The sequence below is a fragment of the Streptomyces sp. NPDC051051 genome (assembly GCF_040682975.1).
Classification (GTDB): Bacteria; Actinomycetota; Actinomycetes; order Streptomycetales; family Streptomycetaceae; genus Streptomyces.
In genome coordinates this window covers 22,374-46,977 of sequence record NZ_JBFBCB010000052.1, presented here as the reverse complement: position 1 = coordinate 46,977, position 24,604 = coordinate 22,374, and the positions used below count along the sequence as shown (strand labels likewise).

The following is a 24,604-nucleotide window of genomic DNA, read 5'->3' as shown; positions in this document are numbered from 1 at the left end:
GACGCGGGGTCCGACCTGACCCGCCGGACAGACCCTAGGCGACGGCCTCGTGCAGCCGGGACGCCTGCTTGTCCTTGAGCGGGCCGATGACCGACAGCGACGGGCGCTGTCCCAGGATGTCGCGGGCCACCTCGCGGACCTCGTCCGGGGTCACGGCCTCGATCCGGGTCAGCATGTCGTCGACGGACATCTGCTCGCCCCAGCACAGCTCGCTCTTGCCGATGCGGTTCATGAGCGCGCCGGTGTCCTCCAGGCCGAGGACCGTGGAGCCGCGCAGCTGGCCGATGGCGCGGCCGATCTCCTCGTCGGAGAGGCCGTGTTCGGCGACGGTGTCGAGTTCGTCGCGGCAGATCTTCAGCACGTCGTGCACCTGGCTGGGCCGGCAGCCGGCGTACACGCCGAACAGTCCGCAGTCGGCGAAGCCGGAGGTGTAGGAGTAGACGCTGTAGGCCAGGCCGCGCTTCTCGCGGACCTCCTGGAACAGCCGGGAGGACATGCCGCCACCGAGGGCGGTGTTGAGCACGCCGAGGGCCCAGCGGCGCTCGTCGGTGCGGGGCAGGCCGGGCATGCCGAGGACGACGTGCGCCTGTTCGGTCTTGCGGCCGAGGAGTTCGACGCGGCCCGCGGTGCGGATGGTGCGCCGGCCGTCGCGCGGGGCGATGGGGGTGGCGTCGGTCTCCCCGAGCGCGCCGGCCTTCTCGAAGGCGGCGCGGACCTGCCGTACGACCTTGTTGTGGTCGATGTTGCCCGCGGCGGCGACCACCAGGTGGGTGGGGTCGTAGTGCTTCTTGTAGAAGCGGCGGATGCGGTCCGCGGTGAGGGCGTTGACGGTGTCGACCGTGCCGAGGACGGGGCGGCCGAGGGCGTTGTCGCCGAACATCGTGTGCGCGAACAGGTCGTGCACGCAGTCGCCCGGGTCGTCCTCCGTCATCGCGATCTCCTCGAGGATCGCGCCGCGCTCGACGTTGACGTCCTCCTCCCGGATCAGGGAGCCGGTCAACATGTCGCTGACGACGTCGATGGCGAGCGGCAGGTCGGCGTCGAGCACGCGCGCGTAGTAGCACGTGTACTCCTTCGCCGTGAAGGCGTTCATCTCGCCGCCGACCGCGTCGAGGGCGGAGGAGATGTCCAGCGCGGACCTGCGCCGGGTGCCCTTGAAGAGCAGGTGCTCGAGGTAGTGGGTGGCACCGTTCAGCGCCGGGGTCTCGTCGCGGGAGCCGACGTGTGCCCAGATGCCGAAGGTCGCGGAGCGGACCGAGGGGAGGGTCTCGGTGACGATGCGCAGGCCGCCCGGGAGGGTGGTCTTGCGGACCGTGCCGATGCCGTTCTCGCCCTTGATGAGGGTTTGGGTACGGGCGACGGCCCGCGCCTCCGAAGAGGGGCGGGCCGTCACCTTGGAGCTACGGGACGTCACTGCTCGGCGTCGTCCTTCTTGTCGTCGTCGGACGATTCGCCCTCGATCACGGGGATGAGGGAGAGCTTGCCGCGGGAGTCGATCTCGGCGATCTCGACCTGGACCTTGGCGCCCACGCCGAGGACGTCCTCGACGTTCTCCACGCGCTTGCCGCCGGCGAGCTTGCGGATCTGCGAGATGTGCAGCAGACCGTCCTTGCCCGGCATCAGCGACACGAACGCACCGAAGGTGGTCGTCTTCACGACCGTGCCCAGGTAGCGCTCGCCGACCTCGGGCATCGTCGGGTTGGCGATGCCGTTGATCGTGGCACGGGCGGCCTCGGCGGACGGGCCGTCGACGGCGCCGATGTAGATCGTGCCGTCGTCCTCGATCGTGATGTCGGCGCCGGTGTCCTCCTGGATCTGGTTGATCATCTTGCCCTTGGGGCCGATGACCTCGCCGATCTTGTCCACGGGGATCTTGACGGTGATGATCCGCGGGGCGTTGGGGGACATCTCGTCCGGCGTGTCGATCGCTTCCATCATCACGTCGAGGATGTGGAGGCGGGCGTCACGGGCCTGCTTGAGGGCGGCGGCCAGGACGGAGGCGGGGATGCCGTCCAGCTTGGTGTCGAGCTGGAGGGCGGTGACGAACTCCTTGGTGCCGGCGACCTTGAAGTCCATGTCGCCGAAGGCGTCCTCCGCACCGAGGATGTCGGTGAGGGCGACGTAGTGCGTCTCGCCGTTGATCTCCTGGGAGATCAGGCCCATGGCGATACCGGCGACGGGGGCCTTCAGGGGCACACCGGCGTTCAGCAGCGACATGGTGGAGGCGCAGACGGAGCCCATGGACGTCGAGCCGTTGGAGCCGAGGGCCTCGGACACCTGGCGGATCGCGTAGGGGAACTCCTCGCGCGTCGGCAGCACCGGCACGATGGCGCGCTCGGCGAGGGCGCCGTGGCCGATCTCGCGGCGCTTCGGGGAGCCGACGCGGCCGGTCTCGCCGACGGAGTACGGCGGGAAGTTGTAGTTGTGCATGTAGCGCTTGCGGGTCACCGGGGAGAGGGTGTCCAGCTGCTGCTCCATGCGGAGCATGTTGAGGGTGGTGACGCCCAGGATCTGGGTCTCGCCACGCTCGAACAGCGCGGAGCCGTGCACGCGCGGGATGGCCTCGACCTCGGCGGCGAGCGTACGGATGTCCGTGACGCCGCGGCCGTCGATGCGCTTCTTCTCCTTGATCACGCGCTCGCGGACCAGCTGCTTGGTGAGCGAGCGGTACGCGGCGGAGATCTCCTTCTCGCGCCCCTCGAACTCCGGCAGGAGCTTCTCGGCGGCGAGTGCCTTGACGCGGTCCAGCTCGGCCTCGCGCTCCTGCTTGCCCGCGATGGTCAGCGCGGCGGAGAGCTCCGGGCGGACGGCGGCGGACAGCGCCTCCAGGACGTCGTCCTGGTAGTCGAGGAAGATCGGGAACTCGCCGGTCGGCTTGGCGGCCTTGGCGGCGAGGTCGGCCTGCGCCCTGCAGAGCACCTTGATGAAGGGCTTCGCGGCGTCCAGACCGGCGGCGACGACCTCCTCGGTCGGCGCCTCGGCGCCGTCCTCGACGAGCTTGATGGTCTTCTCGGTGGCCTCGGCCTCGACCATCATGATCGCGACGTCGCCGTCCTCCAGGACGCGACCGGCGACGACCATGTCGAAGACGGCGTCCTCCAGCTCGGTGTGCGTCGGGAAGGCGACCCACTGGCCGCGGATCAGCGCGACGCGGACGCCGCCGATCGGGCCGGAGAAGGGCAGGCCGGCCAGCTGCGTGGACGCGGACGCGGCGTTGATCGCCACGACGTCGTACAGGTGGTCGGGGTTGAGGGCCATGATCGTGGCGACGACCTGGATCTCGTTGCGAAGGCCCTTCTTGAAGGACGGGCGCAGCGGGCGGTCGATCAGGCGGCAGGTGAGGACGGCGTCCTCGGAGGGGCGGCCCTCACGGCGGAAGAAGCTGCCGGGGATCTTGCCGGCGGCGTACATCCGCTCCTCGACGTCCACCGTGAGGGGGAAGAAGTCGAGCTGGTCCTTGGGGTTCTTGGAGGCGGTGGTGGCCGACAGCACCATGGTGTCGTCGTCCAGGTAGGCCACGGCCGAGCCGGCGGCCTGGCGGGCCAGGCGGCCCGTCTCGAAGCGGATGGTGCGGGTGCCGAAAGTGCCGTTGTCGATGACGGCTTCGGCGTAGTGGGTCTCGTTCTCCACTAGCGTTTTCTCCTCGTCTTCGTCCCCTGGGCTGCCCGTGTGGCAGGGGGACGGTGGTGGAGAGGCGCTCCGTGCGGTGCGGGCCGGTCTTCGATCGAAGCACCCGGGGCTCGCTTTCCCCCGGGGGCCACTACCGAGGACCGGCGGCGGCTACGTGCGCCCCTCCTCGTCTGTCTCGTGCCTCTTGCGTTCTGCTACCACACTACAAAGCGTGGGTGACACTCCGCACGTTTGCGTACGTACGGCAAAGGGAGCGGTCCCCGATGACGACGGGAACCGCTCCCTTCACGGCGTCTTACTTGGCGCCGGCCGCACCGCGGCGGATGCCGAGGCGGTCGACCAGGGCGCGGAAGCGCTGGATGTCCTTCTTGGCCAGGTACTGCAGCAGCCGGCGGCGCTGACCGACCAGGATGAGCAGACCCCGGCGGGAGTGGTGGTCGTGCTTGTGGGTCTTGAGGTGCTCGGTCAGGTCGGAGATCCGACGGGAGAGCATGGCGACCTGGACCTCGGGGGAGCCGGTGTCGCCCTCCTTCTGGCCGAACTCGGCGATGATCTGCTTCTTCGTAGCGGCGTCGAGCGACACGCGTACTCCTCGTAGTCCGTGGTGGGCCACCGAGTGCCCCCGGTCTGTGTCTCGGGGGAGCTTCCGTTACTCGGGAGGCGGGGATCCGCTGGGCGCGGCCTCCAGGACCTTCAGGGACCGGCAAGGTCTGCTGAGGGCGATCCGGGGGTGCGTACACAAACGTCCGTCCATCAGGGTACCAGGAGGTGGGGGGCGCCTTCGCCGCGGTCCGCGAACCCCTGAGGAGGCCTGGGGGCGGCCACTAGGGTGGCGCCCGGATCGTTCTTTCATGGAAGCAACGTTGTTCGTCCGTACGTCGGGAAGGGGTCGCTGCGACATGGCGGAGACGGCAGAGGAGACCAAGGCGCGCAAGGAGCGGGAGAGGGACGAGCTGTACGCCCTCGACATCTCCGGCGTCGAGTGGCACAGCGCGCCGGGCACGGAGGAGCACGAGGAGCGGGTGGAGATCGCCTACCTCCCCGCCGGCGCGGTGGCCATGCGGTCGTCGCTCGACCCCGGCACCGTGCTGCGCTACACGGAGGCGGAGTGGCGGGCCTTCGTCCTGGGCGCGCGGGACGGCGAGTTCGACCTGGAGCCGGCGCCGCACAACGGCGGGCCGGCGGCGGGTTAGGCGGCTCACGGCCGCGCCGTCACCTTCCCGCCGCCGTGCTCTGCAGGCCGAGGGCCGGGTGGGTCCGCTTCGGCCGGCCGGCGGCGGGGCCCTCGGCCTTCCTGACGTCGAAGACGAGGCGGGCGTTCCGGACGACGTCGTTGTGGTCGGTCGTCGTCATCGGCCCGGCCTCGACCGGCAGGTCGAAGCAGCAGTACGGCGTCTCGTCGCCGGTCTCCGGGGCCGGGGCGACCCGTGCGTCGGGCGTGACGCGGTCGTCGCTCGCACGTACGGCGAGCAGCCGGCCGCCCCCGGCGGTCCTTGCCCGTGACGGTCTGATCGCTGTCACGGCCTGATCGCTGTCACGGCCTGACGGCTGTGACGTCCTCCGGCGCCCCGCCGGGGCGGTGGGGCGCCGGGGCGGCGACCGGTCGGCTGCCGGCCGGTCAGCTCGTCATCGCCCGGGCGGCCGCGTAGACGTCGAAGACGGCCAGCGCCAGGGGCACCAGGGTGAGCAGGACGAAGCCTTCGGCGATCTCCGTGAACCGTCCCCAGAACGGCGTGAGACCGCCGCGCGAGCCGATCAGGCCGACCGCGGTGACGAGCGCGGACGCCGCCGCGATCGCGGCGACCAGCCAGATGGTCCGCACGTCCAGGTCGGTGCGGTCGCCCGTGAGGGCGTCGCGGAACACCGACACGGGCGGGTTGAGCGCCAGCCCGAGGCCGAGCAGCACGAGGGAGGCGAGGCCGGCGGCGAGAACGGGGGCGACCTGCGCGGTGTAGCGGAAGAGGTGGGCGCGCATCAGCAGGGCGATGCCCACGGCCAGGGCGAGCAGCTGGGCCCAGAGGCCGTCGGAGAAGCCGAGGACCGAGCAGGCGCCGACCGCGATCAGGGCGCAGCCGCCGACCAGTCCGACGAGCAGTTCGTGGCCGCGGCGGGCCTGGGCGGTGATCCGCTCGACGTCGACCGGCTCCTGGGGGGCGGGACCGGCGCCGTACGCGCTGCGACGGGTGGTGTCGGGGGTGTCGAAGCCGATCGGCAGCCGGGCGAAGCGCATGGAGAGGCCGGGCAGGAAGGCGAGGGCGCCCACGGCGACGGGCGCGCACAGGGCTGCGGTCTCGGACGGCGTCCAGTGCGCGAGGATCGCCGCGAACACCGCCGCGAGGCCGGCGCCGGACGCCACGACGAAGGCGACGAACGGGCCGTCCCCGCCCGGCGAGCACAGGGTGAGGAGCACCGCGGCCAGCAGGACCGCCGCGCAGGCCAGGAGGAACTGGAGCTTGCCGATGCCCTGGCCGTCGGCGAGCGGGAGGAGACCCGAGCCGGCCACGCCGACGTTGGGCAGCGCGCCGAGTCCGAGGGCGACGGCCGAGGGCCGGTCGTCGTAGACGCGGGCGCGGACGCAGGCGAGGGCGACCAGCAGGACGCCGACGACCGCGGCGAGGACGCCGGGCAGGGAGTGCATGTCGTGGCGCGGGTCGCCCGTCCAGGCCACGAAGGCGAGCAGGACCGGCAGGACGCCTCCCCCGACCAGGCCCGCGGCCCGGGTCAGGTCGCCGCCCCACAGGGCGTGCTCGCGGGTCACGGCCGCGGCGACCGCCTCGGAGACGTCGTCGAAGACGGCGGGCGGCAGCGACTCCGAGAAGGGGCGCAGCGTGAGGAGTTCGCCGTCGAGGATGTGCTGCGCGGCGAACGAGCGGGAGCCGTCGAGGACGGTGCCGTCCCGGCGTACGAGGTGGTAGCCGACGGGGGCGCCCTCGGCGGGGCTCTGCCGGGAGAGCCGGAGGATCTCCGGGTAGAGGTCGACGACCGGGATGTCGTCGGGCAGCGCCACGTCGATCCGGCTGTCGGGCGCGACGATCGTGACCCGGCAGAAGCCGAGGCCCGTCCCGGAGGCGGCGCCCGATCCCTGCCCTCCTCCAGTGGCTGCCGCGGAGGCCGTGATGCTCACCTGCTGCTCCCCCTCAGTGATGGTTCCGCGTCGGCGGTGTGAAAATTTCTGGACCGTGCCGTGCCGCGTGGGACCGGTGGGTCCGACCGGGCGGCGAAACGGACGCCGTCGGGCGGCCGGAGAGCGCCGAAGCGTTCCCGTTCTCACGGAATGTCCCGGCTCACCCGGACCAACTCGCATGTGCTCACGCGAACATCCGGCACCCTACCGCCCCCTCGTCGCACGAGAAGTCAGTAGGATCACGCGGCGGCCTGCGTCCGCCTGACACGGGGTGGCGGACGGTACTTACCCGGGGCCGGCAAGGGAATTGGTGAGCAGTGAGCCACATCGTCGTGAAGCGCCCTCCCCGGGCACTGCCGTCCGAGGTGCCCACGGGCGAGATCGCCGTGCAGCCCCCGCCCGAGCTGCCGCGGGGGCATCAGGAGAGCGTGCTGATGCAACTGCTGCCCACGCTGGGCATGGGCGGTTCGGTCGTCTTCTTCTTCACGAGCGGCCAGCCGTTCATGCGCATCATGGGCATGGTCATGATCGCCTCGACGGTGGCGATGTCCATCGCGATGGTGGTCCGCTTCCGCCGCGGCACGCAGGGGCAGTTGGCGGACCTGCGCCGCGACTACCTGAGCTACCTGGCGCAGACCCGGCTGACGACGATCGCCACCGCGAAGGCGCAGCGCGACGCCCAGTACTACCTGCACCCCTCCCCCGAGCAGCTGTGGGCCCTGGTCGCCGAGGGCAGCCGGGTGTGGGAACGGCGGCCCGGCGACGAGGACTTCGCCCAGGTCCGCGTCGGTCTCGGCGCCCAGTCGCTGGCCACCCCGCTGGTCAGTCCCGAGACCGGCCCCGTGGAGCAGTTGGAGCCGCTGACCGCGGGCGCGTTCCAGCGCTTCCTCGCCGTCCACGGCACCCTGGACGCCCTGCCGATGGCGGTGTCGCTGCGCGCCTTCTACCACGTCACGGTCAGCGGCGATCCGCAGTCGGTACGGTCCTCCACCCGCGCCATGGCCGGTTCGCTGGCCGCGCTGCACTCGCCCGAGGACCTCGTCCTCGTGGTCGCGGCGGGCCGGGACGAACTCGCGCACTGGGAGTGGGCCAAGTGGCTGCCGCACGTGCAGGCGCCGGGCACGGTGGACGGCGCGGGCAGCCGCAGGCTGATCGGCGGTGACACGCGCGAACTGGAGAACCTGATCGCCTCCCGGCTCAGCGGCCGGCCGCGGTTCCACCCGGACGCGGCCCCGCTGCCGGAGGAGCCGCACATCGTCGTCGTCCTCGACGGCGTCTCGCTGCCGCCCGACTCGTTCCTGGCCAACCCCGAGGGGCTCCAGGGCGTGACGGTCCTCGAGGTCGTCCCCGGTGAACTGACGGGCCCCGGCGGCGAGTTGTCCATCGTGGTGGAGCCCGGAGTGCTGCACCTGGAGTCGGGGCACGGGACCGTCTACGAGGGAACGCCCGACGCCCTGTCGTACGAGTCCGCCGAGGTGCTCGCCCGGCAGTTGGCGCCGCTGCGGATGGCCTCCGGCGGCGACGACGACGAACCGCTGCTGGCCAACCTGGAGTTCACCGACCTGCTGAACCTCGGTGACGCGGCGTCCGTGGACCCGAAGCGCACCTGGCGGCCGCGTTCGCTGGCCGAGCGGCTGCGGGTGCCGATCGGCGTCGGCGAGGACGGGCGTCCGGTGATGCTGGACCTCAAGGAGGCGGCGCAGGAGGGCATGGGCCCGCACGGTCTGTGCGTCGGCGCCACCGGCTCCGGCAAGTCCGAACTGCTGCGCACCCTGGTGCTGGGCCTCGCCGTCACCCACTCCTCGGAGACCCTGAACTTCGTCCTCGCCGACTTCAAGGGCGGCGCGACCTTCGCGGGCATGGCGCAGATGCCGCACGTCGCGGCCGTGATCACCAACCTGGCGGACGACCTGACGCTGGTCGACCGCATGGGCGACTCCATCCGCGGCGAGCTGAACCGCCGCCAGGAGATGCTGCGCGACGCGGGCAACTACGCCAACATCCACGACTACGAGAAGGCGCGCGCGGCCGGCGCCCCGCTCCAGCCGATCCCCTCCCTCGTCCTGGTGATCGACGAGTTCAGCGAACTGCTCACCGCCAAGCCGGACTTCATCGAGATGTTCGTGCAGATCGGCCGCATCGGCCGATCGCTCGGCGTGCACCTGCTGCTGGCCTCGCAGCGCCTGGAGGAGGGCCGGCTGCGCGGCCTGGAGACGTATCTGTCGTACCGCATCGGTCTGCGCACCTTCTCGGCGGCCGAGTCGAGGGCGGCGCTGGGCGTGCCCGACGCGTACTCGCTGCCCAACGTGCCGGGTTCCGGCTTCCTGAAGTTCGGCACGGACGAGATGCTGCGGTTCAAGGCGGCGTACGTCTCCGGCGTCTACCGCTCCGGCCCGCAGCGGGCGGCGCTGGGCGGTGGTCAGCTGCCGGTGGACCGGCAGCCGGTGCTGTTCACCGCGGCCGAGGTGCCGGTGCGGTACGCGTCCGTGCCCCAGCAGCGCCCCTCCGGGGACGGTCCCGAGGTGGACGAGGCCCTCGCCGACACCGTCCTGGACGTCATCGTGCGCCGGCTGGAGGCACAGGGCCCGGCGGCCCACCAGGTGTGGCTGCCGCCGCTGGACAGCCCGCCCTCGCTCGACGCGCTGCTGCCGGGCCTCACGGCCGTGCCGGGCCGCGGGCTCACCCAGCCCGGCTACGAGGGCGCGGGCCGCCTGGTCGTCCCGGTCGGTCTGGTGGACAAGCCGTTCGAGCAGCGCCGTGACGCCCTCTGGGTGGACTTCTCCGGTGCCGCGGGACACATGCAGATCCTCGGCGGCCCGCAGTCCGGCAAGTCGACGCTGCTGCGCTCGCTGATCTGTTCCTTCGCCCTCACCCACACACCGCACGAGGTCCAGTTCTACGGCCTCGACTTCGGCGGCGGTGGCATGGCCTCGCTGGCCGGACTGCCGCACGTCGGCGGGGTGGCCTCGCGGCTGGACCCGGAGCGGGTGCGGCGCACGGTGGCCGAGGTGTACGGCGTGCTGATCCGCCGTGAGGAGTACTTCCGCTCCGCGGGCATCCCCTCGATCGCCGACTTCCGCAACCGTCGGGCCCGGGGCGAGATCTCGGTCACCGACCAGCCGTGGGGCGACGTCTTCCTCGTCATCGACGGCTGGGGCAACTTCCGCTCCGACTACGAGGCGCTCGACCAGGTGATCCACGAGATCGCCGCGCGCGGTCTCGGCTACGGCATCCACCTGGTGCTGACCGCCTCCCGCTCGATGGAGGTCAGGGCCGCCCTCAAGGACCACCTGATGAACCGCCTGGAGCTGCGGCTCGGCGACACGATGGACTCCGAACTGGACCGCAAGGCCGCCGCGAACGTCCCGACGGGCGTTCCCGGCCGGGGTCTGTCCCCGCAGAAGCTGCACTTCATGGCGGCGGTGCCGCGCATCGACGGCCTCGCCTCCGACACCGACCTCGCCGACGCGACCCAGGCGCTGTCCGCCGAGGTCTCCCGCCACTGGGAGGCGCCCGGCGCTCCCGAGGTACGGCTGCTGCCGCGCGAGTTCCCGGCCGGGCAGCTGCCCGCGGGCGACCGGTTCCCGCGGCGCGGGGTCGCCTTCGCCCTCGACGAGGACAACCTCGAACCGGTGTACCTCGACTTCGAGCAGGACCCCTTCTTCCTCGTCTTCGGCGAGAGCGAGTCGGGCAAGTCGAACCTGCTGCGCCTGCTGATCAAGCAGCTCTCGCAGCGGTACGCGGGCGACGAGTGCAAGTTCTTCGTGGTCGACAACCGGCGCTCCCTGCTGGACGCGACGCCGTCCTCGCACCTGGCCGAGTACATCCCCATGTCCAACGCCATGGACCACCACATGTCCGCGCTGGCCGACCTGATGAAGCGCCGCTCCCCGACCGCGGACGTGACGGCACAGCAGCTCCGGGACCGCAGCTGGTGGCGCGGACCGACCGTGTTCGTCGTCATCGACGACTACGACCTCGTCGCCACGTCCAGCGGCAACCCGCTGGCGGGGCTGACGGAGCTGCTCCCCTTCGCCCGGGACGTCGGCGTCCGCTTCATCGTGGCCCGCTCGACGGCCGGCGCCGGCCGTGCCTCGTACGAGGCGTTCATGCAGCGCATCAAGGAACTCGGCGCCCAGGGCGTGGTGCTGGCCGGCGACCCCGGAGAGGGCGACCTCCTCGGCGGGGTACGGCCGCGTCCGATGCCCGCGGGGCGGGGGATCTTCGTGTCCCGGCGGCGGGGGAAGCCGTTGGTTCAGGTGGGGTTGATGCCGGACGGGACCGAATGAAGTGCCCTGCCGGAGAGCCGGGTTGACGTGCCGGACACGACCGGGGTGTCGTGTTGAGCATCGGGAGGGACGTATCTGATGGTCGGTGTGGGGATTTTCCTGCTCCTGCCGGCTGTGGTGCTGGCCGGGCTCGGCTCGGCCGACCAGCGGGCGCTGTGGTGGCGCCTCCAGGCCAAGCGGTTCCGGGACCCGGCGGCGAACGAGCCGTCGGACTCGGCCTACCGGTCGCAGCGGGTCGTGGCCTTCCTGTGTGCGGCGCTCATGATGGGCATGGCCATCTGGACGTTCTCACTGGCCGCCGAGATGTGAGACGAGGCCGGTACGACCACGGGCCGCACGTGTCCCCTCAGGAACCACCGTGACGAAAGGTGTTCACGCATGGCGTGGGAGGAATGGGAACAGCTGAAGGCGGAGGCTGCCGCGGGTGGCACGCCCCACATGCAGCTGAACCAGCTGGACCCGGGCAGCGGCCCGGTGCGTCCCGCGCCGGATCCCGGTCAGTACGGCGAGCTGAGGGCGGGCCAGACCGACCTGGCGAACATCGGCAGCCATGCGTTCGATCTGTACAACGACCTCTGGGACAAGGGGCGTCGAGCGGTTCCCACCAGTGAGAGCGCCGCCGCCAGGCTCACCGGTGACGGGTTCGCCCTGGGCAGTGCGCTCCAGCACGTCGCGCTCCGCTGGGACGAGCAGCTGGGGTCCCTCCGGGACGCGTGCGCGCACATCTCGAACCACATGACCTTCACGAAGAAACTGCACGCCGAGGACGACCACTACATCCGCCGTCAGATGAGCAGCATCGACCTGTTGGACGCGGGGTTCGACGAACGCGTCGGTGCCCCGGGCGAACCGAACCCGGTGTACGGCGAGAAGGACGACAAGAAGGGCAAGAAGGACTGATGGACCTCGACGCCCTGCGCACGGCCGACTTCACCCTGCTCGACGACGCCGTCGACGACTGGTCGACGATGGTCGGTGACCTGGAAACGCTGATGGACTCCGCCGAGAAGGGCCTCCACGCCGCCGCGAACAAGGCCGACTGGGCGGGGTACAACGCCACCGTGTCCAGGGAGTTCATCGGCAAGACCGCCGGTGAGTTCACCGACGCGCACAGCCAGGCCTCGTCCATCCACAAGATCCTCGCGGACACCCGGGACGAGCTGAAGCTCTACAAGGGGCAGCTGACCGACGCCATCGAACGTGGCCGGCGGAAGAACCTCACGGTGATCGGCTACGAGGGCGGCTTCACGGTCACCACGAACGTCCCGCCGGAGGGCCGCTCCCAGGAGGACCAGGACAACAAGGGCGACATCACCGCGCTGCGCGACGAGATCCAGGGAATCCTGGACAAGGCCACCGAGAGCGACACCACGGCCGGCAGCGTCCTGACGGCCATCGCCGACCGGAGCAAGCTGGGTTTCTCGGACGTCGACTACTCCGACCGGGACTCCGCGGCCAAGGCGCTCAAGGACGCCGAGGAACTGGCGGCCCTGGCGAAGCAGAAACCCGAGGACCTGTCGCCCGAGGAGTTCGACCGGCTCAACAAGGGCCTGAAGAACCACGCCGGCGACGAGCTGTTCGCGGAACGCTTCGCCGACCGCCTGGGTGCGCGGGGGACCCTGGACCTCTGGACCGGCCTCAGCGACCCGCACAGTGCCTGGAAGGTCGGGCAGGCGCGGCTCGACCAGTACGACGACCTTCAGAAGAACCTGAGCCTCACGCTCGCCACGGCCACGCAGAGCGACAACGCCGCCATGACGACGTGGAAGTCGAACATGATCGACCTCGTCGACAAGCCGGTCGGCCGCAGCGGCGGTTTCCCGCTCGGCGGCCAGGTCATGTCCAACCTCATGCGGTGGGGTGACTACGACGACCGGTTCCTCGTCGACTACGGCGACAAGCTGATCGAGACGGAGAAGAAGTTCACGGGCAACGGCCGTCACGGCGCCTGGGGCCGCACCGGCGGTGATCCCATACTCAACCGCACGGGCACCGACTCCGGCTGGGACCCGATGACGGGCTACCTCAAGGCTCTCTCCAACAGCCCCGACGCGGCCACGGAGTTCTTCAACGGCACTTTCGTCACCAAGGACGAGGACCACGACTTCACCCACGACACCGACGGCGACGGCAAGCAGGGCCGGCGGACCCTGAGCAATTTCGACTACCTCTTCGAGGAGCGGGACTGGCCCCAGGACCAGGACGACAAGGGCGAGGAGAGCATCGCCGGGCGGAACTACCTGGCCGCGGCGCTGGAGGCGGCCACTACGGGGCATCCGGCCGGGGAAGCGCCTACCGTGGATACGCCTGCGCACAATGCGGGGCAGGCGAAACTCATGGAGAGCCTCGTAGCGTCAATCGGTGACGATCCCGAGCGGCTGACCAAGTATGGATACATGTCCGACAGCATCGGTCAGATCACCTCCGAATATTTGCCGGATATGAACCGGGCCATGAGCAACGTGCCCAGGGACTCCGACCCGGAGGGCAAGTGGCACAACATTGAAAAACTGTTCCCTGTCGCTGGTTCGGAAGCAAAACTCCAGCACACAGACGTGACCAAGCTCCTTTTCGCGGTCGGCCAGAACGAAGAGGGGTACGCTGCCGTCGAGGTTGGCCAGAAGGCGTACATGGGGAAACTGATGGACTACCACTTGGATCCCAACCTCAACGAAAGTCAGCGAGTCTCCGACAACAACGAGCTCGTCATCGAACAGATCGCATCGAACTCGGGCGAGGTGTCCGGCACTCTCAATTTGGGCGTTCGAGAGGCTATCGGTTCAGAGGCCTCGGACAAGGACAAATCCTATGAACAATCGGTGGCCCAGCGAAAGAACTGGATCTCTGGCGGGATCGGAACCGCTGTCGGTGTAGGCACATCATTCGTCGCGACGCCGTGGGTCGGAGCGTTGGCCGGCGGAACAGCGGGAACGGTCACCAGCGTCGTCCTTGAATCGGTATTCCAGGACGCCGAGGGCCACGCCCTGGAGAACGCGCGAAAGGACGGTGGACAGTTCTGGCAGGAGGGCCAGGTGAGAAATGGAGCAATTGCGGAGGACGGAGCACGCGCAGCAGCAGAGAAGTACAAATCGGCAGACGTCGGCGACGCAGGAATGATTGCACGCAAGGCCGCGGAGCAAGGTTATATTAATTCCCGGAGCATTGTCGAAGGAGCAGCTCCGGGCAGCATGACGGATTTCTGATCCCGTAGAGCATCGAGAGAATGAAGCTGATGAATTGTCGCCGAGTGACTCCGGGAAGACCGATCTCTTTCTCCGCAGCCGTCCTGACAGCGCTCACCCTTCTGCTCACGGGGTGTGGTGGCGAAGAAAAGAATCGCGACTATGCGATCCCGCATACCCTGTGCGGCACGGCTGTCGACAGTGAGGCCCTCGCTCCCTTTCTTCCAGCAGGGCAAAAAATCACCGTCAAAGACCGATCCTACCCGGGCACCAAGGGTTGCCAGGTCATCGTTGACGGCGTGCTGATCGTGACCACGGTGCAGATGTGGGTCGAAGAGGGCAAGACAACGGCCTTCGTTGCAGCCCGTCAGTCGTTCGACACTCCCGACCGATCGGCGGACTCGGGGCGCTTTCAATACTCGGGACATGAAGCATTCGGTAAGACCCGCGGTTGCCTCGACACGAAGTACAAGCAGGAACTTTACGCGGTGATCCAAGCTTCGGGCTCCAAGCACCGCGACCCGGAGGCGATGAAGCACCTCATCGTCTCCTTCACCAAGGAGGTCGAGGAGTCGGACGAGTGCAGAACAGGTGCCACGCGCTGAAGCTCCTACCTCTGACACACGAAAGGGTGGGCACCTCCCGTGCGTGCCCACCCTGGTGCCGTGTCTACGCGCTCGCCTACTGGAAGTAGCTCGCGCCCTTCAGGTCGCCGCCGCGGTAGTCGCCGCCGGCGGTGTGAACCTTCTGCGAGATCTGGACCAGCGCGGTGTGAATGCCACGCGCGTGCTTGTTCCACTCCTCGCTCTTGCCCTGGAACGTCTGGAACGCCTCGCCGCCCCAGCCCGCGGACACGTTGAGCACGGCCTGCCGCAGGGCTTCGAGGTCCTCCTCGAGCTTCTTGGCCTGGTCGCCGAGTTCGGTGGCGAGCGCGTCCATGGTGCCGTACGTGACGGCAAGGTCGTCGTAGTGGGCTCCGGTCATGTTTCCTCGTCTCCTTGAAGGTTCCCGCCGGACTGCTCAGCCCGGACAACGGTGTGGCTCAGTACCGCCATCGACCCGTCAGTAGCTGTTCAGCGCCGACGTCTTCCCGCCCAGGTCCTCGACCGAGATCTGCTTGAGGTCGGCCTCGATCTGGTCCTCGAGGTTGCGCTTGTCGGTCTTGTTCATGTGGATGCCCTCGAGGAAGTCGTCGAGCATCTTGCCGATCGCGACCATGTGGCCGTTGATCTCCGTCTGCTTGGTGTTGAACGCGTTGGCGCCCTGACCCGTCCAGGCCTTCTCGATCATGTCGATCGTGCCCTGCAGCTTCGCCAGCGAGGCCCGGATGTTGTCGTACCGGTCGATGACTTCCGTCTGGAGCTTCTGTACGTCGCCGTCATTAAGCTTGCGGTCGACCATTTCGGCACCCCTTTTCGTATGAGTTGTGGTTCGTTTCTGCGTGCGTTTCCGCACCAGAACGGTTGTGTGTGGCTGGTCGTGGTACGTCGCTCGTCATGCGCCGCGCCGTGAACGCACCACCGCGAAGGCGCCACCGCCGATCACCAGCACGGCCGCCGCGGCTCCGAGGGTGACCCACATCGTGGTGTTGTCGTCGGAGGAGTCCGCGCTTGATCCTGCCGCCGAAGTCCGGCCGCCTGAAGGGTTTTTCGAGGGCTGTGACGAGGTTGATGCGGAGGGGGGGGCCGGTGCGTCTCCGGTTACGCCCGCAGCGTTCTCCTTGGCCAGCGGATCGGTGTCGGCCGCGCCGGGATCGAAGTTCTTGTTCTCCAGCACCTTGCGGGGACGGATCAGTCCGTATCCGAGGTACGTACTCGGATCGTCCTTCGCCCAGTCACGGCCGGCGGTGTCGATCAGGCTGGCGAGGACCTGGTTGGCCGTCCAGTCGGGATGGGCGGACCAGATGAGGGCGGCGGAGGCGGAGGTGATGGCGGTGGCCAAACTCGTTCCGATGCTGTCGTCGCAGTAGGAGCGGAAGGTCTCGTCGCACCAGGTGGGTACGTCGAGACCTGGGGCCGCCAGGTCGACGTAGTTGCCGTGTTCCGAGAACTTCCCGACTTTTCCAGACTCATCCGAAGCGGCGACGCCGACTACATAGGGGTAGGCAGCCGGGTACCCAATGAAATTTTTCCCTTCCGCATCATTTCCCGTGCTGGCGATCATCAACTTCCCTTTGGAGTGAGCGTACCCGATCGCCGCTTTCATAACAGGGTTATCGACGTCAATACCGAAGGACATACTGATAATCTTGGCGTCACTGTCGGCAATAGCCCGGACCACTACCGCAGGATCAGGCGATTTCTTCTTCTCTTCTTCATCATTTAGACCTCTGAGCGCAATTCGGTAAGGAACAATCTTCGCTCCTGGAGCAAGGCCCTTCAGGCCACCACGAGCACCTGTTCCGGCGATCAGTTCCGCCATGCTCGTCCCGTGGCCCAGGTAGTCTTCAGTCGCCTTGTAGCCGACAGCTTTCGGCACCTCGTCAGTAAGTACCTGTCCCTTCAGTGAAGGCGTGTTCGGGTTGACCCCCGAATCAACAACGGCAACCTTGACGCCCTTGCCGGTACTCACCTTCCACATTTCCTCGGTCTTCATCGCCGACAGGTACCACTGCTGTGACTGAACGTCAGCGGCCAATGCACTCGGAGCCAGACCAGCCGAGAGGACTGCCAAAGCCCCGAGTGCGGAACAGACGGTGGACACCCGTCTCCTGTTCCGCCCCGCGAAAGACGCGCTCCGGCCGCCGCGCCAGCTGATCCCTGCCATCATGCCTCTGCCTGTCCTCGCTCTTGTCGGTCAGTCGGTCGACGACGCGTCATCGCGTCGCTCGTCTCGGCGCGAACGTTTCTTACTGGAACTCTGGTTGCGCACAGCACCACGTGCCACGCCCGGACCACCGGACTCGTTTCCACTGTTCCTGTTTGCGGGAGTTCGGCCCTTGGGTGTTCCGACTACACCCTCAGTGCTGGCGGCAGGGCGGCGCGCGGCCTGCCCCGAGCCCGCACCCGTCGGGCCTGGCTTACCGATCACCCCACGCTGACCGGGCCTCTCGCCCGTGGCGCGCGAGGCCGGCGCACCCTCACCACCGACGACAGTGCCACGCGGCAATCTGGAACGGTTGGTGCCGAAGGCACCGCCCGTGACAGGCCTTCCGCCGACGACCCCGTCACCGGTACGTCCGGCACCGGAGCGTCCGGAGCTGGGGCGCCCGGGGTTCATGGCCCCCATGCCGTTGACCGGGCCCCGGGGAACGCCCCCGGTACGTCCGGCTTCCTGCCCCACGGCTTTCGGTACCCCGCCGACAACGCCGCGTCCCATAGGAACCCCGCCACGACCGCCTGCCTGGCCTGGGCCGGACGCACGTCCGGCCGGTCCCATCGGGCCGGTTCCTGTACGCCCTGCACCGATAGCACCCGGCACACCACCGACACGCCCTTGGGCCGAGTTGGGAAGCTTGCTTACTGGCACGCCTCCAAAACCCGACGTACGCCCGGCTTGCCCGCGGAGGGTTGGAGGAATGCCAGCAGGGACAAAGGAAGGATGCGTTCCAGTCGGAGTTCCGTTAGGACCTGCCGTCGAGGGCGGCGTGACAACTGTTGGCTTTGTCGTGTCCTGAGGCAACAACGTACCGACACTGTCAATCTCCGTACCCACGTGCCGTTCGGGAGACTCGACAGAGCGCTCTACGCTCTTGTGGGACGACGGCAATTCCTCTGTACGCGGTCGCTCTACCCCAATGGTCTCCGAGTGATGACTCTTGGTAGCTCCAGGGTCAATTGCAGTGGAAAGGGAATAGGGACGCTTCTTCGGGTCGTCCGGCTTCTCATAACCCGGCGGCGGAGGAGGCACCCCCACATCCGGCATCTTAGGAAACACCGGCTCCTCCGCCAGCTGCATCATCCCGCTCGACACCGTGTAGAACGACGCCAGTCGGTACATCTGGTTGATCGCCTCTTGGCGGTCCTTCTCGGCCTTGACCGCTGCCGCGTAGTCCTTGTTGGAGTCGACCTGCGCGGGCGTCGGGAAGTCGTCGACCGTCTTGCGGTCGGTGCGGGTGTCGCGCGGTGGCATGGACTTGCGTACGGAGGCGAGGCCGGAACCTGCCGCCAGGATCTGGGTGCCCACCTGGTCGGCGTAATCGGCGAGTGCCTGAGCCGTAGTGGTCAGGTCGGTGCCCCAGGTGTAGAACGCGGTGTGGGCCTCGCCCTCCCAGTCGACGGCGCCGAGGTTGCGGCTGAGTTCGTCGGCGGCCTCGTTGATGGCGTCCCGGGCGTCGACGAGGGCCTTGGCCGCGCTCTCCAGCGTCTCCGGGCTCGCCGACTCCACGATGTCGATCATCTCGTTGAGGTCGTAGCCCTCGAAGCTGGTCTTGCCGAAGTTCACGTGGCCGCCGCTGTAGAACGGGCTGACCGCGGCGGCCACGTTCCGGACGGTGTCCACGGTGGAGTTCTGCTGGGCCGCGTCCTGGCGTTCGGCCTGGTAGTGGTCGGGCTTCTTGTCGCCGCCGCTCATCAGTACCCCGCGTCCGTGTGGTCGGCCTTGTTGTCGCGCTTGAGGTGCTCGTCGAGCATCTCGGTGCGGTCCCGGTTGACCTCGGTCCGGATCTGGTGGAACCGGTAGCGCAGGTCGTCCTCGAGGTTGTCGAAGGTGACGTCCACGCCGTGGACGGCGATCTGCATCGCCTCGAGCTGGAGGCCGAGCGACTTGGAGAGCGTCGTGATGCGCTCGTGGACGCGCTCGTACTCCAGGTGAAGTGTCTTCGCTTCCGGGAAGTTGCCCGTCCCGAAAGCGGTCTCCGACAGGCTGTGCGCCGCGACCTTGGACGAGCCGCCCGCCGAGTCCTCGAAGGCGGTCAGCAGGTCGTCCACGCGCTTCTTGAACGTCGAAAGCGCCATCAGGCCACGCCGTACGTCGGCGGCACCACCGCCCATGTCTGCAGGAAGCATGAAGCCTTCCCTCCCCGTTCCCCGTTGTCAGCGGCTGCCCTGAGCAGCCCTCGCTCCCCAGGTGTTCATGACCGCAACATGTCCACTGTAATGACTTCCACCGACAGCCCCAACTGTCATATGAAACAGCTCTGCTACTACCCGCCGGGGCTTCACCGATCCTCCACAGGCGGCAACCGGCGGTCCGCACAAGGCAGTCGGCGACCGGCATTGCCTCTACTCCGCCCCCGCGACCCTCCGTGCCCGGCGCCGTGCGTCGCGGATCGCCACCGCCGTGCCTCCGAGGCCCGCGACGAGGACCGCCGCGGCCACGGCCACGTACGTGGCGAGGCGGGCGTTGCGTTCGTCGGGGGTCTCGCCCACCTGGAACTTCGCGGCCGTCGGGGCCTTGGCCCGGGTGAGGCCGTCCTGGGGGCTGGGGGACTCGATCGGGTGGTCGTCCTCCGTCAGGGCGCGGACCGGGTCGACGACGCCCCAGCCGACCAGGCGGTCGTGGCCGGCGATCGTGCGCTCGGCGGTCTGCTCGATCTGGGCGACGACCTGGCCGGCGGTCCAGTCGGGGTGCTTGGCCTTGATCAGGGCCGCCACGCCCGCGACGTACGGCGCCGAGAAGCTCGTGCCGTTGTCGGAGCAGTGGCCGCCCTGCGGGACCGTGGAGATCATGTCGACGCCGGGGGCCGCCACGCCGACGAAGTCGCCGGACTGCGAGAACGAGGCGCGTTCGTTGTTGCGGTCCGAGGCGGCGACCGCGAGGACGCCCTCGTAGGACGCCGGGTAGGTCTTCTTGGTGTTGCCGCCGACGCCGTCGTTGCCGGCCGAGGCCACGACCACGATCTTCTGGGCCAGCGCCTCGTCGATCGCCTTCTCGAGGTCGGAGTCGGGCCGGGCCGCCTGGGAGGTGTCCTGGGAGATGTTGATGACCTGGGCCTTGGCCTGGACGGCGTAGCGGATCGCGTCGGCCAGGGTGCCCGTGTCGCCGTGGCCCTCCGCGTCGTTCTGCTGGATCGGGATGATCGTGGCCTCGGGTGCGAGGCCCACGAAGCCGGTGCCGCCGACGGGGCGGGCCGCGATGATGCCGGCGACCTTGGTGCCGTGCCCGACGGTGTCGGTCGTGCCGTTCTCGGCGCCCCGCTCGATCGGGTCGCCGTTCTCGTCCTTGAGGTTCTTCGGCAGGAGGTTGCGGCCGCTCTTGGCGTCGACCGCGCCGGTGAGCTGCGGGTTCTTCACGTCCACGCCGGTGTCGACGACCGCCACCCGCACGCCTTCGCCCTTGGACTGGCTCCACAGTTCGTCCAGGAGGACGCGCTGGAGGGACCAGGGGCGGCCCGGATACAGGCCGTTGGGGAAGCTGCACTGGTCGGAGTAGGGCAGTTCGCCGGCCGCCCCGGCGGGGGGTGCGAGGACCGTGGCCGTCGTCAGCAGCGTCGCGGCCGCCGCCAGCGTCGTACGAAGCACTGTCGTCCGCCTCCTCACGAGCCCTGCGGCTGGCGTGCCGCGGCCGTCGACAGGCGCGGGCCCGTCGGCAGGAACTCCGACCAGGCGGCGGGGATCGGCGCCGGGTCCACGTCCTTGTAGCCGAGCCGGTTCTGGGCCTGCTGCGCCTCGCGCTGGAGCTGCTCGCGTTCCTTGGCCGTGGTGCCGATCCCGGCGTCGTCCGTGGCGCTGTCGGCGTTGGACTGGAGGACGTAGCGCAGGCCCGTGTCGGTGACGAGGAACACCGGGCCGGTCTTGGTCTGCTCGCCCTGGAACTGGCGGTAGAGCTGGCCGGAACCGGGGGTGACGTAGGCGCTGGAGGCTCCGGTGGGCAGCTTGGCCGGGTAGTCCGTGCCCACCCAGGTGCTGAGGGTGGTGGCGCCCGAGCCGGCGTCCACGTCGCGCAGGACGTTGCAGATCGTGCTGCGGCTGCCGGAGGCGGCCGACGCCTCGTTGACGGGCACCGGGTCCCCGGTGGGCCAGTCGTGCTCGGTGCCGAACGCCTGGCCCGGCACGATCGCGCCGGGGCTGACCTCGTGAGCCTGCCCGGCCTGGCCGAGGGGGGCCAGTTCCTCGCTGAACAGCAGCAGTTGGGCGATGAAGGCGGAGACCGGGGCGACCCGGCCGGGCAGCACCACGTAGTACTGCTCCGTGTTGTTGTCGAACGCCTTGAGGACCATGCCGACCTTGTTGACCGACGCGTCCAGCTGCCCCGGCGCCCCAGCCGCCGCGCCCGGCTGCCCGGTGACCGCCGGGAAGGTGATCGCGTCGCCCGGGTGGAGGGTGGCCAGCCACTCCGCGGAGACCCGCTGGGGCTCCCGGCCGGAGCCGACCACGGCGCGCAGCAGCAGTTCGTCGCTCTTGTCGACGGGGTAGACGGCGCCGCTCGCGTCCACGACGTACCGCTTGCCGTCCGGGTCGGCCACGTAGAGCAGTTGGCCACCGTGCAGGCGGCCCTTGCCGTCGGTGAGCTTCATGTCGCGCGAGGAGAGCACCAGCGCGGCCTTCTGGACGGAGCCGTCGCCGCCCGCGCCCGGACGCTCGCAGACCACCCAGCGCTTGCCGGTGCCCGCCTCGGACGCCGGGGGCAGCCGGTCGGGCGCGTACGGGATGCCGATGGTGACGCCGTGCGGGATCTTGCCGTTGTCGAGGACGGACTCGGCGACGGTCACGACGTCGCCCCGGCCGTCGGCGAGGAGCAGTTTGGCGGAGGCCATGTTGAGGACGGGGTGGAGCTGGACCTGGCCGTCGGTCTTCAGGACGACGTACCGCGTCGTGGACTTGCTGGCGACGATCACCTTGGCGTTGGGTTCGTCCCAGCCCTTGGGCGCGGTCGGCTTGAACATGCCCCACGCCCCGAAGACCGCCATGACGATCACTCCGACGACGATGCCCGGCAGGACGGACCGCAGGGGTCGCGGCGCTCCCTCCTCCGAACCGTCGGGCGAAGACTGCAGGAAGGCCGCGAGCATGCGGCGCTTCGCGAAGGTGTAGGCATTGAGCTGATCGCGCCGGGATGCCATCTGTCTGTGTCTCTCCCCGTTTTCCGTCCGGGCCGCACGCGCGGGTGACGCGGTCCCCCGCCCCCGATGTCGGAGCGGCCCCCTACTATGCCTGGTATCCGCGGGGACTTGGGGAGCGGGTAGGGTTCCCGGGCCGTCAAGTGCCCTGTGGGGTGCTGATTTACGGGCGAGTCGTGAGCAGAACGGGGAGATGGAGTGATGGCTTCGGGAACGCGCGTGCGCTCCGGTGGCCGGTCGCGGACGCGGGGCTCCTCGGCGTCCGGACCGCAGCCGCCGCAGGCGTCGCAGCGGTCGGCGGCGTCGGGGGCCTCGGGAGCGCTCCATCTCAAGGTGCGTTCGGGGGCCGCCGGGGCATTCCGGCTGCAACGCCTCGTTCTGTGGGAGACAGCGGCCGCCGTCCTGTTGGTCGGCTGGGCGATCGGCCCGGTGGCCCTGGGCGTGGCCGGTGTCGTCGCGGCGGTGCTGGTGGTGCTCTCGGTGGCGCGCCGGCGGGGCCGTTCCCTCCCGGAGTGGCTGGCCACCGCGCGGGCGCTGAAGGTGCGCCGCCGGCAGGCCGCCAAGCTGGAGATACCGCCCGGGACCGAGCCGGGGTTCGCCCCGGCCCTGGAGTGCGACCCGAGCCTGCGCACCTACGAGTACGGCAGCCGTGACCGGCGGCCCGTCGGGATCGTCGGCGACGGCACGTTCGTCACCGCCGTGCTCCAGGTCGAGGCGGACGCGACCGCGCTGCGGGCCGAGCGCAGCCGGCAGCCGCTGCCGCTCGCCCTGGTGCACGACGCGCTCGACGTGGACGGCATCCGTCTGGAGTCCGCGCAGATCGTGCTGCACACCCAGCCCGCGCCCGCGCTGCACCTGCCGCGCCAGTCCGTGGCCGTCGCCAACTACGCGCCGCTGCAGGAGCAGACCGGCGCACCGGCGGTGCGCATCACGTGGATCGCGTTGAAGCTGGATCCGGAGCTGTGCCCGGAGGCCGTCGCCGCGCGCGGCGGCGGTCTCGTCGGCGCGCAGAAGTGTGTCGTACGGGCGGCCGACCATCTGGCGAGCCGGCTGACCGGCGCCGGGTTCCGGGCAACCGTGCTCGACGAGGAGGGGCTGACGGCCGCCCTCGCCACCTCGGTGTGCGCCAACCCGCTGGTGACGGCGGAGGCCGGGCGGACCGGGGCGGTGGACCGGCGCACCGAGGAGTCCGGCCGGAGCTGGCGGTGCGACAACCGGCGGCACACGACGTACTGGGTGCGCCGGTGGCCCGCGCTGGGCGGTGGCGGCGGTCCGTCGCTGCCCCAGTTCGTCGCCCTGGTCACCGCCGTTCCGGCGCTGGCGACGACCTTCAGCCTCACCCTCGCGCGCGGCGAGCGGCAGGAGGTGTCCCTGAGCGGGCACGTCCGGGTGACGGGACGCAGTGACGACGAACTCGTGGCGGCCAGGCGTGCGGTGGAGGGCGCGGCCCGGCACACCGGCGCGGGGCTCGCCCGCCTCGACCGCGAACAGGTGCCCGGCATCCTGGCCACGCTGCCCCTCGGAGGTGTTCGATGACGGCGACGACGGCACGCAGCGGCGCACCCGAGCCTTCTCCCGGCGCCCCGGGACACCGGTTGCCGCGCGCCGGCTTCGGGCTGATCGGTCCGCGGCACGGGCGGCACTCGGTGTCCATGGATCAACTGGGCGCGCTGGCGCTGCCGATCGGGGACGACGGCGTCGTCATCGGGGTGGACGCCGAGGGCCGGCCCGCCGTCCTGGGCATCAACCGGCCCACGCCGTACGACGTCGTCCTGATCGGAGGCCTGTGGACCGCGCAGGTGCTCGCGCTCAGGGCGGCGGCCACCGGAGCGCGGGTGGCCGTGGAGACGGGCCGGCCGCAGGCGTGGGCGCAGATGGTGCACGCCATGGGCGGCGGGCAGAACGGCCTGGCGGTGTACGAGGTCGGCCGGGTGCCCCCGCAGGGCGCGTCGGCAGGCACCCCGGTGCTGGTGGTGCGGGACTGCGGGATGCGCCCGCCGCGCGGACGCGTCGCCTCCGGGCCCTGGCAGGCCGTGCTCACCCTGCTGCCGTACCTCTCCCCGGTCGCCCCCCGGCTGCTGCGGCAGGCCAGGCTCGTCGGCGTGCAGCGGATCTCGCCGGACGAGTCGGCGGAGCTGGGCCGCGCGTTGGCGCTGCCGCGCGCGGACGTGGAGGCCCTGCCGACGCTCGCCGACGGCTTCACCCTGTGGTGCGCCGACCGCGACCGGCAGTACGTGATGACGCAGCCCACGGACGCGGAGATCGGGCTGCTGGGCACACCCCGGCGTATGGACTGAGCCGGTCCGCGGCTTCCCCGGTTTCCCTCTTTCCGGCTGTCACGTACGGCAGTTGCGGCGTTATGGCCGTTTTGTTGGGGCATGACGCACGCGAGGTCACTCGTCGGGAGGCCGGTGACGTGATGGACTGGTGCCGAGGGTGG

Annotated in this window: 20 protein-coding genes; 8 read left to right on the top strand and 12 right to left on the bottom strand. The window is 69.7% G+C overall.

Features of this window, described 5'->3' with window-relative positions; translation table 11 throughout:
- Positions 1-34: 34 nt before the first annotated feature.
- The 3 genes from AB0N31_RS30190 to rpsO form a co-directional block, all read right to left on the bottom strand.
- Complete coding sequence (locus AB0N31_RS30190; RefSeq protein ID WP_366061624.1) at positions 35-1,414, bottom strand: pitrilysin family protein; 1,380 nt, start codon at positions 1,412-1,414, stop codon at positions 35-37.
- Positions 1,411-3,630 (bottom strand): polyribonucleotide nucleotidyltransferase, encoded by a 2,220-nt coding sequence (locus tag AB0N31_RS30185; protein ID WP_366061623.1) that lies wholly within the window; start codon positions 3,628-3,630, stop codon positions 1,411-1,413. The genes AB0N31_RS30190 and AB0N31_RS30185 overlap by 4 nt, the downstream gene beginning before the upstream one ends.
- A gap of 295 nt (positions 3,631-3,925) precedes the next feature.
- Positions 3,926-4,213: a 30S ribosomal protein S15 gene (gene rpsO / locus AB0N31_RS30180; protein ID WP_055632174.1), complete on the bottom strand. Its 288-nt coding sequence runs from the start codon at positions 4,211-4,213 to the stop codon at positions 3,926-3,928.
- A gap of 316 nt (positions 4,214-4,529) precedes the next feature.
- Here rpsO and AB0N31_RS30175 point away from each other — a divergent pair, with 316 nt between their 5' ends.
- Positions 4,530-4,823, top strand: a complete 294-nt coding sequence (locus tag AB0N31_RS30175) for a DUF397 domain-containing protein (RefSeq protein WP_366061622.1) — start codon at positions 4,530-4,532, stop codon at positions 4,821-4,823.
- Positions 4,824-4,842: 19 nt separating this feature from the next.
- Here the strand turns inward: AB0N31_RS30175 and AB0N31_RS30170 are convergent, their stop codons facing one another.
- Both AB0N31_RS30170 and eccD read right to left on the bottom strand, forming a co-directional pair.
- The gene (locus tag AB0N31_RS30170) at positions 4,843-5,151 is read right to left on the bottom strand and encodes a hypothetical protein (RefSeq protein ID WP_366061621.1); all 309 of its coding nucleotides are present in this window, start codon (positions 5,149-5,151) and stop codon (positions 4,843-4,845) included.
- A gap of 97 nt (positions 5,152-5,248) precedes the next feature.
- Positions 5,249-6,754, bottom strand: a complete 1,506-nt coding sequence (gene eccD, locus AB0N31_RS30165) for a type VII secretion integral membrane protein EccD (RefSeq protein WP_366061620.1) — start codon at positions 6,752-6,754, stop codon at positions 5,249-5,251.
- 317 nt (positions 6,755-7,071) lie between these two features.
- Between eccD and eccCa the strand changes: the two genes are divergently transcribed.
- From eccCa to AB0N31_RS30140, 5 genes are all read left to right on the top strand, one after another.
- A complete protein-coding gene (gene eccCa / locus AB0N31_RS30160) occupies positions 7,072-11,043 on the top strand; it encodes a type VII secretion protein EccCa (RefSeq protein WP_366061619.1) in 3,972 nt (1,323 codons plus the stop codon).
- A gap of 87 nt (positions 11,044-11,130) precedes the next feature.
- Positions 11,131-11,352: a hypothetical protein gene (locus tag AB0N31_RS30155; RefSeq protein ID WP_366061618.1), complete on the top strand. Its 222-nt coding sequence runs from the start codon at positions 11,131-11,133 to the stop codon at positions 11,350-11,352.
- A 69-nt stretch (positions 11,353-11,421) separates the two neighbouring features.
- A complete protein-coding gene (locus tag AB0N31_RS30150; RefSeq protein WP_366061617.1) occupies positions 11,422-11,943 on the top strand; it encodes a hypothetical protein in 522 nt (173 codons plus the stop codon).
- The gene (locus AB0N31_RS30145; protein WP_366061616.1) at positions 11,943-14,246 is read left to right on the top strand and encodes a DUF6571 family protein; all 2,304 of its coding nucleotides are present in this window, start codon (positions 11,943-11,945) and stop codon (positions 14,244-14,246) included. The genes AB0N31_RS30150 and AB0N31_RS30145 overlap by 1 nt, the downstream gene beginning before the upstream one ends.
- Positions 14,247-14,266: 20 nt before the next feature.
- Complete coding sequence (locus tag AB0N31_RS30140) at positions 14,267-14,830, top strand: hypothetical protein (RefSeq protein ID WP_366061615.1); 564 nt, start codon at positions 14,267-14,269, stop codon at positions 14,828-14,830.
- A 76-nt stretch (positions 14,831-14,906) separates the two neighbouring features.
- On the opposite strand, the gene AB0N31_RS30135 is transcribed toward AB0N31_RS30140, so the two are convergent.
- From AB0N31_RS30135 to eccB, 7 genes are all read right to left on the bottom strand, one after another.
- Positions 14,907-15,209, bottom strand: a complete 303-nt coding sequence (locus tag AB0N31_RS30135; protein WP_366061614.1) for a WXG100 family type VII secretion target — start codon at positions 15,207-15,209, stop codon at positions 14,907-14,909.
- Between the two features lie 78 nt (positions 15,210-15,287).
- On the bottom strand, positions 15,288-15,626 hold the full coding sequence (locus AB0N31_RS30130) for a WXG100 family type VII secretion target (RefSeq protein ID WP_366061613.1): 339 nt from the start codon (positions 15,624-15,626) through the stop codon (positions 15,288-15,290).
- Positions 15,627-15,719: 93 nt separating this feature from the next.
- Positions 15,720-16,820, bottom strand: coding sequence for a S8 family serine peptidase (locus tag AB0N31_RS30125; RefSeq protein WP_366061612.1), 1,101 nt, complete (start codon positions 16,818-16,820; stop codon positions 15,720-15,722).
- A gap of 201 nt (positions 16,821-17,021) precedes the next feature.
- Positions 17,022-18,737 carry a hypothetical protein gene (locus tag AB0N31_RS30120; RefSeq protein ID WP_366061611.1) on the bottom strand — a complete coding sequence of 572 codons (1,716 nt, stop codon included), beginning with the start codon at positions 18,735-18,737 and terminating at the stop codon, positions 17,022-17,024.
- Positions 18,737-19,171 carry a hypothetical protein gene (locus tag AB0N31_RS30115; RefSeq protein ID WP_366061610.1) on the bottom strand — a complete coding sequence of 145 codons (435 nt, stop codon included), beginning with the start codon at positions 19,169-19,171 and terminating at the stop codon, positions 18,737-18,739. Before AB0N31_RS30115 ends, AB0N31_RS30120 begins: the two co-directional genes overlap by 1 nt.
- A gap of 216 nt (positions 19,172-19,387) precedes the next feature.
- Positions 19,388-20,593, bottom strand: a complete 1,206-nt coding sequence (mycP, locus tag AB0N31_RS30110; protein WP_366061632.1) for a type VII secretion-associated serine protease mycosin — start codon at positions 20,591-20,593, stop codon at positions 19,388-19,390.
- A gap of 47 nt (positions 20,594-20,640) precedes the next feature.
- Complete coding sequence (gene eccB, locus AB0N31_RS30105) at positions 20,641-22,167, bottom strand: type VII secretion protein EccB (protein WP_366061609.1); 1,527 nt, start codon at positions 22,165-22,167, stop codon at positions 20,641-20,643.
- A 198-nt stretch (positions 22,168-22,365) separates the two neighbouring features.
- Between eccB and eccE the strand changes: the two genes are divergently transcribed.
- Positions 22,366-23,700, top strand: a complete 1,335-nt coding sequence (gene eccE, locus AB0N31_RS30100; protein WP_366061608.1) for a type VII secretion protein EccE — start codon at positions 22,366-22,368, stop codon at positions 23,698-23,700.
- Positions 23,697-24,461 (top strand): hypothetical protein, encoded by a 765-nt coding sequence (locus AB0N31_RS30095; protein ID WP_366061607.1) that lies wholly within the window; start codon positions 23,697-23,699, stop codon positions 24,459-24,461. The genes eccE and AB0N31_RS30095 overlap by 4 nt, the downstream gene beginning before the upstream one ends.
- Positions 24,462-24,604: the final 143 nt, after the last annotated feature.